At 60.8% G+C, this 10,281-nt stretch carries 10 protein-coding genes; 5 read left to right on the top strand and 5 right to left on the bottom strand.

Features of this window, described 5'->3' with window-relative positions; all coding sequences use genetic code 11:
- Nucleotides 1-219 (bottom strand): ATP-binding cassette domain-containing protein (locus tag ACFFAR_RS14500; RefSeq protein ID WP_174364141.1); only part of this gene is annotated, 219 nt, incomplete at its 3' end.
- Between the two features lie 28 nt (nt 220-247).
- Entirely contained in the window at nt 248-1,336 is a 1,089-nt protein-coding gene (locus ACFFAR_RS14495; protein ID WP_174364140.1) for an extracellular solute-binding protein, read from the bottom strand.
- Between the two features lie 133 nt (nt 1,337-1,469).
- Here ACFFAR_RS14495 and ACFFAR_RS14490 point away from each other — a divergent pair, with 133 nt between their 5' ends.
- Genes ACFFAR_RS14490 through ACFFAR_RS14480 form a run of 3 tightly spaced genes read left to right on the top strand, consistent with a single transcriptional unit; the run spans nt 1,470 to nt 4,668 of the window.
- A complete protein-coding gene (locus ACFFAR_RS14490) occupies nt 1,470-2,393 on the top strand; it encodes a LysR substrate-binding domain-containing protein (RefSeq protein ID WP_062001199.1) in 924 nt (307 codons plus the stop codon).
- 44 nt (nt 2,394-2,437) lie between these two features.
- Complete coding sequence (locus ACFFAR_RS14485) at nt 2,438-2,980, top strand: GNAT family N-acetyltransferase (RefSeq protein WP_174364139.1); 543 nt, start codon at nt 2,438-2,440, stop codon at nt 2,978-2,980.
- Nucleotides 2,981-3,009: 29 nt separating this feature from the next.
- Nucleotides 3,010-4,668, top strand: coding sequence for a peptidase S10 (locus ACFFAR_RS14480; RefSeq protein ID WP_174364138.1), 1,659 nt, complete (start codon nt 3,010-3,012; stop codon nt 4,666-4,668).
- On the opposite strand, the gene ACFFAR_RS14475 is transcribed toward ACFFAR_RS14480, so the two are convergent.
- Together ACFFAR_RS14475 and ACFFAR_RS14470 are read right to left on the bottom strand one after the other, a co-directional pair.
- A complete protein-coding gene (locus ACFFAR_RS14475; protein ID WP_062001202.1) occupies nt 4,665-5,126 on the bottom strand; it encodes an Lrp/AsnC family transcriptional regulator in 462 nt (153 codons plus the stop codon). The two genes, ACFFAR_RS14480 and ACFFAR_RS14475, sit on opposite strands and share 4 nt — an antisense overlap.
- An 87-nt stretch (nt 5,127-5,213) precedes the next feature.
- Complete coding sequence (locus ACFFAR_RS14470; RefSeq protein WP_375508043.1) at nt 5,214-6,065, bottom strand: oxidoreductase; 852 nt, start codon at nt 6,063-6,065, stop codon at nt 5,214-5,216.
- Nucleotides 6,066-6,195: 130 nt separating this feature from the next.
- On the opposite strand from ACFFAR_RS14470, the gene ACFFAR_RS14465 reads away from it, so the two are divergent.
- The gene (locus tag ACFFAR_RS14465) at nt 6,196-7,089 is read left to right on the top strand and encodes a LysR substrate-binding domain-containing protein (RefSeq protein ID WP_174364643.1); all 894 of its coding nucleotides are present in this window, start codon (nt 6,196-6,198) and stop codon (nt 7,087-7,089) included.
- On the opposite strand, the gene ACFFAR_RS14460 is transcribed toward ACFFAR_RS14465, so the two are convergent.
- Nucleotides 7,090-8,358 carry a cytochrome-c peroxidase gene (locus tag ACFFAR_RS14460; protein ID WP_375508042.1) on the bottom strand — a complete coding sequence of 423 codons (1,269 nt, stop codon included), beginning with the start codon at nt 8,356-8,358 and terminating at the stop codon, nt 7,090-7,092.
- Nucleotides 8,359-8,572: 214 nt separating this feature from the next.
- Here ACFFAR_RS14460 and ACFFAR_RS14455 point away from each other — a divergent pair, with 214 nt between their 5' ends.
- Nucleotides 8,573-10,129: an acid phosphatase gene (locus ACFFAR_RS14455; protein WP_174364645.1), complete on the top strand. Its 1,557-nt coding sequence runs from the start codon at nt 8,573-8,575 to the stop codon at nt 10,127-10,129.
- The last annotated feature ends 152 nt before the right edge of the window (nt 10,130-10,281 follow it).

Raw genomic sequence — 10,281 nt, 5'->3', positions numbered from 1 at the left:
TTCGGGGCGTTCGTGCGTGATGTCGCGGCCATCGAGCATGATGGTGCCGGTGGTCGGCGTGACGAAACCTGCGACCATCTGCAGAGTCGTGGTCTTGCCGCAACCGGAAGGACCGAGCAACGACAAGAACTCACCGCGTTCAACTTCGAGGTCGATCTGCTCGATTGCCGTGAAGTCGCCGTAGCGCTTCGAGATGCCTTTGAGTGTCAGAAAGCTCATGGGGGTTCTTGTCTGCTTATGTTTGATTTCAGCGTTCGACAGTGCGATTCCAGCGATCCGTCCATTCCGTCCGATGCTGGTTGATCGTCGTCCAGTCGACCGCGATCAGTTTGGCGATCTGTTCGGGTCCATAAGGCACGCGCGCCGCGACTTCAGGCGTCAACTGCACCGTCTTGTTGACCGGGCCGAGACCAATCGCCTGGGCCTGAATCGTCTGCACTTCCGGGCTCAGCAAATACTGGATGAATTGCTGCGACAAAGCAGGTTGCGCATTTTCCGCGACCGCGCATGCAGCGACTTGCAGCGCTACACCGCCCTCTTTCGGATAAAAGAACTTCAGCGGAAAGCCCGTGTTCTGCAACGCGACAGCACGACCGCTTCCATACGGCGCGAGGATCACATCGCCGCTTTGCATCAAGCCGTCCATCTCGCCGGGCGTGGGGGCCCACGAAAGCACATCGGGGGCGACCTGTTTTGTGATCGTGTTGAAACCCGGATCAATGTTCTTCTCGCCGCCGCCATTCATGCGCGCCAGCATCACGAGCGTGTGCAGCCCATAGGTATTCGTGATCGGAGGAACACCGAGCTTGCCCTTCAGGCGTTTATCGGTAAGGACGTTCCATGAGTCCGGTGCGGGCAGGCCCATCTTCTTGAAGGCGTCCGCGTTGTAACCGATGCCTGTTGCCACCATGCCCACGCCCACGGACGTCGGGCCAAGACGCGAAAGCGGGTACAGGTCCTTCATGACCGGCGCTTCTTCGATCTTTCCGCACAGACCCGCCTGCATGGCCTGATACATCGGGCCGTCGTCCATCACGGCGACGTTGATCTGCTGATGACCCTTTTGCGCCTGCAATTTGGCGAGCGTATCGCTGGAGTTGCCTGCCACGTAGACGATCTTCACGTCATGCGCTTTCTCGAACGGCGGAATGATTTTTTGCCGATACATGGTTTCGTTCGAGCCCCCGACGTTCGCGACATACAGGGTCGTCTCGGCCTGCGCGAGGAGCGGCGCGCCGAATGCGCCGATTGCGCCTGCAACGCCCAGTGCAAGTGCGCACTGTCGCAGAGAGGAACGGGAAGACGACGAGCGACGGACGTGCTGCAGTTCTTTCATGGTTTCTCCAGACGGTGCAGGGTCGGATGTTCAACGAATGTGGGGTGGACGAATTTATTTTGTTCGCCGCGGGGCATATCGTCCAATACGAATAAAATAACTACCCATACAACAATGATATGGGTTGCCTGAGATGAATCTGAAGCATATCGAGGCGTTCCGTGCCGTCATGCTCGCCGGTTCCATGACCGCCGCAGCCAAGGAGCTGTTCACTTCGCAGCCCAATATCAGTCGCCTGATCACGCAACTCGAACGTGAAACCGGGCTGCAGTTGTTCCTGCGCAGCGGTGTGCGGCTGATTCCGACGAGCGAAGGGAATTCGTTCTTCCGCGAAGTGGAGCGTGCGTATGTAGGCCTGCAAGGGCTGACAAATGCTGCAGCGCAAATCAAGAATCTCGGCACCGGCCGATTGCGCATTGCAGCAATGCCATCGGCGGGCATGACGCTCGTGCCGCATGCGATCCAGCGCTTCCAGGCGAAGTATCCGGAGGTGACCGTGTCGCTGCATGTGAATACGTCGGGGACGGTCAACCACTGGACCAGTTCGCAGTTCTGCGATCTTGGCGTTGCGATCTATTCGAGCGAGGCGTCGAATTGCGAGGTCGAGCTGTTGTCGAAGGTCGCGGCGGTGTGCGTGCTTCCGGCCGGACATCGGCTGGCCAAGAAGACGTCGCTCAAGCCGAAGGATTTCGAAGGCGAACCGTTCGTTTCGCTATGTCACGGCGACGGCACCCGTGCGCAGATGGACGAGGCGTTCACGCGTGCAGGCGTCGAACGCGTGCTCGCGATCGAGGCGCAATACGCCGCCATTTGCTGCGAGATGGTCCGGTGCGGAATGGGTGTGACGCTCGCGCATCCCCTCGTGGCGCAGGACTTCGCAGGGCCGGATATTGCGATCCGGCCATTCACGCCGTCCGTGATGTTCCCGATGTATCTGCTATTCCCGCCGCATCAGCCCAGGGCGCGCCTGACCATGGATTTCGTCGATATGCTCAGGGAAACGCATGATGAGCAGCTTGCGTCAATGGACAAGCCGCAGCGTTTGAAGCGGGCGTGATCGCCGTACGTTCGCCTTCCAACCATCCTTTAACGTAATAACTAATGCCACCTGTTCTCGAAACCAGCCGTCTCACTCTTCGTCCTCCGCAACACAGCGACTTCCACGATATCCACGTCATGTGGTCCGATATCAATGTCGTTCGCCATGTCACGGGCGTTCCATTTACCAAAGAAGAAGCATGGGCGCGGCTGCTCAGAAGCGCGGGGCATTGGTCACTGATGGGCTTCGGGTATTGGGTCGTCAGCGAAAAGCACAGCGGCGCGTTCCTGGGCGAAGTCGGCTTCGGGCAGTACAAGCGCGGTATCGATTCATCGTTCGATGCAAACCCGGAGGCCGGCTGGATGCTGACCTCGGCGGCGCAGGGAAGGGGCTATGGAACCGAAGCCGTGCAAGCTGCGTTGCAGTGGTCGGATGCGCGCTGGCCGCAAGGAGAGACGGTCTGCATTATCTCGCCTGCGAATGAAGCGTCATTGGCACTTGCCGCCAAATGCGCTTTCGAGGAAGTTCGCAGCGATACCTACAAGGGCAAACCTACGCTCGTGTTGCATCGAAAGGCGAATGCGATCGTAATCAGCGCGCAGTAACATCGATCGAAACACCGTCGGGGACGAAGATGCGCGCTCGCTTCAACAGCTTGGTACGTGGCCTGATCGTGATCGGTCTGGCAAGCAATCTAGGTAACGCTGTGGCGCAGGAGGAAGCCGCAAGCGCCGTGCAGGGTGAAGAGCCCGCGCAGGCGGCGACTCCGCGCCCTGCGTCGGGACCGACTGCAAACACGCTTCGTCCCGAACGCACACGCGCCGCCAAAGCCACACCGTCGAGCGACGCCAAACCCGATAACGCCATTCCCGTCCCGCCCGAAGCACAATCCGTCACGCAGCACTCCATCAAGCTCGACGGCAAGAAGATCGATTACACCGCCACGGCCGGCAATCTGCTCTTGCGCAACAACGCGGGTCAGGCCGAAGCCAGCATCTTTTATGTGGCTTACACGTCGGACCCAAAGCACGCCGCCACGCGCCCCATCACCTTTCTGTTCAACGGCGGACCCGGCGCGGGCACCATGTTCCTGCTGATGGGATCGTTCGGACCGAAACGCGCGCATACATCGAGTCCGGACATCACGCCGCTCGCGCCCTACGTGCTCGCGGATAACCCGGACAGTCTGATCGATACCACCGATCTGGTTTTCATCGATGCCCCCGGCGCGGGCTTTTCACGCATCGTGGGCCATGCAACCGGCAAGCAGTTCTGGGGCGTCGACGAAGACCTCGGCGCGTTCGAGCGTTTCATCGAGCGATACCTGAGCGTCAACCAGCGCTGGAACTCGCCGAAGTATTTGCTGGGCGAATCGTATGGCACGGCGCGCGCCGCGATGCTTGCGTACCAGTTGAGCCAGAGCAACATTGCGTTGAACGGCGTGGTGCTGATGTCGTCGGTGCTCAACTCGGCCACGCGCGCACCTGGCACCGACCTGGAAGCGGTGAGCTATTTGCCCACATACGCCGCCATCGCGTGGTATCACGACAAGCTCATGCCGAAGCCGCCCAACTTGCAGACGTATCTCGATGAGGTCCGCGCCTTCGCCGCCGGCCCCTATGCGCAAGCTTTAGCTCAAGGCGACGCCTTGCCCGATGCCGAGCGCGATGCAATCGCGGCGCGCGTCGCCGGCTACACGGGCCTCACCGTCGAATATGTGAAAGAGACGCGGCTCGAAATCTGGCCATCGCGGTTTCGCAAGCAACTGCTGCGCGGGGAATCACGCAGTCTCGGACGATACGACGCGCGCTTTGAAGGGATCGACTATGACGACGCCGCCGAGCGTCCCGACTACGACGCTTCGGTCACCAGCGTGTCGAGCGCGTTCGATGCCGCGATGCATCAGCATCTCGTGCAGGACCTGCATTTCGAAGCGCCGGATGCGTATCGCGTATTCAACGACAACGCGTTGTCGCAGTGGAACTGGAAGCATCGTGCGTCATGGGGCGAGCAGTTGTCGCAGCCTTACGCGGCAGGCGACCTTGCCGCAGCGATGCGGCAGAATCCGCGCCTTCGCGTGCTGTCGCTCAATGGCTACTTCGATCTCGCGACGCCGTTTTTCCAGACCGAATACGACCTGTCGCACATGGGACTGGACAAATCCTTGCGGCCGAACATCCAGCGCGCGTATTACCCGACAGGCCACATGATCTATCTCGACGATGCATCGCTGCATGCGCTCAAGGGCGACCTGACGCGTTTTTATAAAGCGGACGGCGCGGCGAACCCCTAAAGCAACGGCAAGCCGGCATAACGCTTCACCTCGCGCAATGAAAGCATGGATTCAACCGCCGATACCCCCGGCAACACGCGCAGTACGTCGCGCATGAAGGTGCCGTAATCGTCGAGATCACGGGCCACGACTTGCAGCAGATAATCTGCAGTGCCTGAAACGTTGTGACACGCGACAATCCGCGGAATCGCCTGAATCTCGCGCTCGAACCGGTCCGACAACTTGCGGTCGTGCACGCTAAAACGCACTTGCACGAAGGCGACCAGCCCGAGTCCCAGCGCCGAGCGCGACAGGACCGCGCGATACCCTTCTATGTACCCATCCGCTTCGAGCCGCTTGAGCCGCCGCGCGCAGGGCGTTTCGCTCAAGCCGACGCGCTCGGCGAGACTTGCGTTCGTGGCCCGGCCGTCGGCCTGCAACGCGATCAGAATCGCGCGGTCTATCTTGTCGAGATCCATCTGTCACCTATCCTCCAGAGAGGATTCGAATGGTAGTGCATTCCGGCAGAAATCGGGGTTATCTGAGCGGAATGCGGCCAACAAACGTCAGGCGGGGAAATCCGTGGACCGTGCGAGACTTTCCCAGGCCTGCAGCTCGCGTTCAACGAAGGCGTTCTTTTCCCGGATGCGCGCCACGGCGTCCGTGCCCATTTGCAACCTGAGCGGCGGCGTTTGTGCCTGGACGAGCGTCAGCATTGCAAGCGCGAGGCGCTTTGGATCGCCAGGCTGCTTGCCGTTGTAGGCCTTCGCGGTAGCGCGGACCTTCCCGGCGGTATCGGCGTAATCATCGATCACGTTCTTCGACTCAACCGCCGACGATGTATCCAGGAACTCCGTGCGGAAATACCCCGGCTCGACGACCGTGACGTGAATCCCCAGCGGCATGAGTTCTGCATGCAACGACTCGGACAAACCTTCTACGGCGAACTTCGTCGACCCGTATACGCCGAAGCCCGCGCCGACCTGGTAGCCGCCCAGCGACGAAATATTGATCACGTGGCCGTTGCGTTGGCCGCGCATGATCGGCAAGACGGCGCGTGTCACATTGAGCAAACCCATGACGTTGGTCTCGTAGATGCTGCGGACTTCCGCCGCGCTCGCTTCCTCCACCGCGCCGGCCAGGCCGTAGCCCGCGTTGTTCACGAGCACATCGATCCGCCCGAACCGCTCCATCGCGAGCTTGACCGCTTCGTGCGCGGCGGCCTCGTTGGTGACGTCGAGATCGACCGGCAAGAGGGCCGCCTGTTCGCCCAACGTCTCGGTAATCGCCTTCGACTTGCGCGCAGTCGCCACAACGGCGTCGCCATTGGCGAGCGCCGCGGCGGCGATCTCCGCGCCAATTCCACGCGACGCACCCGTGATGAACCAAACGCGTTTATAGCTGGCTTGATCGGTCATCTCCCTGCTCCTCACTGAATTGGAAGCCGTAGACCGGTTTCCATTAGCCAAATCGTACGCGCCGGATTGCCCGCGAAAAACGGGATCGCGGTACATTCGCCTTGAACCGCAAGTTCATAATGGAGGCAACGTGGACAAGGATTTTCTGGACGGCGTCACGATGTTTCTCGCCGTCGCCGAGCACAAGAGCTTCACGGTCGCGGGCGCGCGCCTGAAGGTGTCGGCGACCGCAGTCAGCAAATCGATCCGCGTGCTCGAACAGCGTCATGGCGTTTCGTTGTTCCAGCGCACGACCCGCCACGTGGCCCTTACCGAGGCGGGCGATGCGCTCTACAAGCGTCTGCGTCCGGCGGTGGAAGATATAGATGGCGCCTTCGAAGCGCTCAATGGCTTTCGCGACAATGCGTCCGGCACGTTGCGCGTGACCATGACGCGCTCGGCATGCACGCTGCTGATAGGACCGATGATCGAAAGGTTCCGGCTGACGCATCCCGACGTCCACCTCGATCTCACGCTCGATGAAGCCGCCGTCGATCTGGTGGAAAGCGGTTTCGACGCGGGCATCCGCCTGGGCGAAGCACTCGCCAAAGACATGGTCGCGCTCCGGCTGACGCCGGACATCACATGGTCGATAGTCGGCAGCCCCGCCTATTTCGCCAGGGCGGGACGGCCGCAAACGCCGCACGATCTTGTGGACCACGAGGGACTCCTATATCGCTTCGGCGGATCAGGCGCGCTACACAGGTGGGATTTTCAGGTCGACGACCGAAAGGTCATCGTGGACATACCCAGCAAGCTGACCGTCAACGACCGCAGTACCCTGGGCGACTTCGCGCGCAAGGGTCTCGGGTTGGCTTACATGGGCGACTTCGAGGTGAGCCGCGAACTGGCGAGCGGCGAACTGGAACAGGTGCTTTTGCCCTTCACGCCGCCAAGCGACGGCCTCTACCTCTATTTTCCTGTTCGCACGCAGTCGCAGGCGAAACTCAGGGCGTTTATCGATGCATTGAGGCCAGCGGTTTGATCAATTGGCAGCTTCATACCCATCGGTGAGCGTGTTCAAGAACGCGACCACGTCCTTGATTTCGGCTTCGTTCATCGCGGGTGCATCGCCGGGCTTGCGATCGAACGGCGCTTCCGTATTGATGTTCGACCAGTAGCGTTTGGGCAAGTCGTCGAACTTCTGCACCTTGCCGTGGGCAACCGGATAGAACTTCTCCGGATTGGTATCGCGCTGGACATAGAAGCGCACGACTTCATCGAGCGAGTGATAAATGCCGTTGTGGAAAAACGCCTTGCGCGTCGCCACGTTGCGCAACGACGGCGTCCTGAAGATGCCGCAATATTCCGACTGACCCTTCAGGTCGTGGCGCTCCGGTCCGCACGCGCCTAGATCGAAGAATTTCGGGTCGCGGTTGATTGGCAACGCGCGATTGCGCGGCACGCCAACTGCAATCAGACCGAAGTCGCTGAACTGCGGCGGCGACCCGTCTTTCGCGCGCTGGCTGATGTGACACGCGGCGCAATTGCCTTTGTTTTCGTCGTTGAAGAGCTCCAGCCCGCGCAACTCCGCTTCGTTCAGTTTCGACTTGCCCGCAAGGAACGCATCGAATTTGCTCGTGTACGGATAGAACTTCTGCGGCGTCTGCTCGAAGGCTTCGAGGGAACGCAGGATGGCATCGAATGCCTTGTCGTCCTTGTCGAATACATTTGCGCCGAACGCCTCGCGGAACTCGCCTGCATAGGGCGCGGCTTTGACCGCCGCGACGACTTGCGCCGGCGTGCTGCCCATCTCAAACGATGACGTCAGCGGTATGCGCGCCTGGTCCGCACCGTGATCCACGCGCCCGTCCCACGTCAGCCCGCCGGTCGGACCCGCATCGACGCTTTCGTCGCCTTCGTCGTCCGAGTCGTGGAAATGCTGCGTGAATTGCGGCACGGACTGCAGGTACCGAAGCGACGGCACCGCGCGAAATCCCGGCCGGTGCATATCGCTGCCGCCCAGTTGCACGGACAACCCATTCGGCGGCCCGAACGCATGGCTCGGGCTATGACACGACGCGCACGCGAGCTTGCCAGATCCCGACAGTGAAGGATCCATGAACATCTTCTCGCCCACCGATGTCATCAGCTTCACCTGTGCGAAGACCTGTGCGCGAGATTTCGCTTCGCTTGCACTGTAAGACCCGGCTTGCGGCGCCGCAGATGCTGCATGCGAATCGCAACCGGTGAGAACGATCGCGGAGACACACAAGGCGGCAAGAGACAGCGACAACGAAACGATGGATGGCATGTGCATAAGGCTTCAGAGAGAGACCGAAGCGTATGACGATCGCATGTCATTTGCGTGACATGACGAATGCCCTTCGTTATTTCCGCTGAAACCTGACACATTCTTACTTGATGAAAGCAATATTAAATGTTCCTGTCAAATCCAGTTGGGACACTGCGGCACCGGCAAACTTACACGTGCATTCCGCCGGTTCCCCAACGACCGAGACCTATCGATGAACAAAAAACTCGTCCTCGCCGTGCCCCTCACGGCGTCGATCGCAATCGGCCTGTACGCATGCGGCGGCAATGACGACAAGAAAGCCGACCTGACATCGGTGAAGAACATTGTCGTGATCTACGCGGAAAACCGCAGCTTCGACAACCTCTATGGCAGCTTCCCGGGCGCAAACGGCCTGCAAGGGGTAACCGCCGCGAGCGCGCAGCAACTCGATCGCGACGGCAGCGTGCTCCCGGTACTGCCGCCGATCTGGAATGGCCTGACCGCAACCGGCGTCACGCCCGCGGTCACGCAAGCCATGACGGCGAACTTGCCGAACGCGCCGTTTGCCATCGATGACCCCGCGGGTTTCAACACGCCGTTGTCGCTGACCACGCGCGACCTGTATCACCGTTTCTATGAAAACCAGATGCAGATCAACGGCGGCAAGAACGACAAGTTCGCCGCGTGGGCCGACTCGGGCGGGTTTGTCATGGGTCACTACAACACCAACGCCGACAAGCTGCCGCTCTACAAGATCGCGCAGCAATACACGCTCGCCGACAACTTCTTCATGGGCGCATTCGGCGGCTCGTTCCTGAACCATCAGTGGCTCGTCTGCGCGTGCACGCCGATCTATCCGAACGCGGACAAGAGCGTGGCGGCGGGGTCGATTTCATCGGTGAATGCAGATGGTGTGTCGTTGAAGGTGACGGCGGCTTCGCCGGCATCGGCGATCGCGGGCATTCCGAAGTTCGTGAACTCGGGCAACCTGACGCCCGACTTCTTCGCCATCAATACCATGCAGCCGCCGTATCAGCCAAGCGGCAACACGCCGCCAACCGGCGGCGATGCAACGCTCGCCGACCCGGCGGTCGCGACCACGCTGCCGCCGCAAACGCAGACGCATATCGGCGATCTGTTGAACGCGGCGAACGTATCGTGGGCGTGGTACGGCGGTTCGTGGGGCGCGGCGCTAGCCGACCGCACGAAGATCAGCGGCTCGACGAATTCGGTGCCGAACTTCCAGACGCACCATCAGCCGTTCAACTACTTCGCCGACCTGGCGCCGGGCACGGCCAACCGTACGCAGCATCTGCTCGATGGCGGCACGGACGGCACGGAGTTCATCAAGGCAATCGATGCCGGCACGCTGCCATCCGTCGCGTTCTACAAGCCGCAAGGCAACTTGAACGAACACGCGGGTTACACGGACGTGGCGTCCGGCGACGCGCACATTGCGAACGTGATCCAGCATCTGCAGGCAAGCCCGCAGTGGAAGAACATGATCGTGGTCGTGACCTACGATGAAAACGGTGGCTTCTGGGATCACGTCTCGCCGCCGAAGGGTGACCGCTGGGGTCCGGGCACGCGCATTCCGGCGCTCGTGATTTCGCCGTTCGCTAAAAAGGGTTACGTCGATCATACGCAATACGATACGACGTCGATCCTGCGTCTGATCACGGCGCGTTATTCGTTGCCGAAGTTGCCTGGCCTCACGGCGCGCGATGCCGCGATGGTCGCGGCCGGCGGCAAACCGATGGGCGACCTGACGGCGGCATTGGACTTCTGACAGGCAGGCTCTAGGGGCGGCGTCTTGCTGCCCGGCAAATAAAAGCGCGATGGGATTTTCCAGATCCATCGCGCTTTTCGCTTTGCAACGTGCGAGCGTTTCCGCCCTCGCCTACAGATTGATCTGGCCGCCCATCTCGACCACGCGGTTGG

This window comes from uncultured Caballeronia sp. (assembly GCF_964243625.1).
Taxonomy (GTDB): domain Bacteria; phylum Pseudomonadota; class Gammaproteobacteria; order Burkholderiales; family Burkholderiaceae; genus Caballeronia.
The sequence above is the reverse complement of the archived record's forward strand: the minus strand, read 5'-3'. Positions and strand labels throughout refer to the sequence as shown.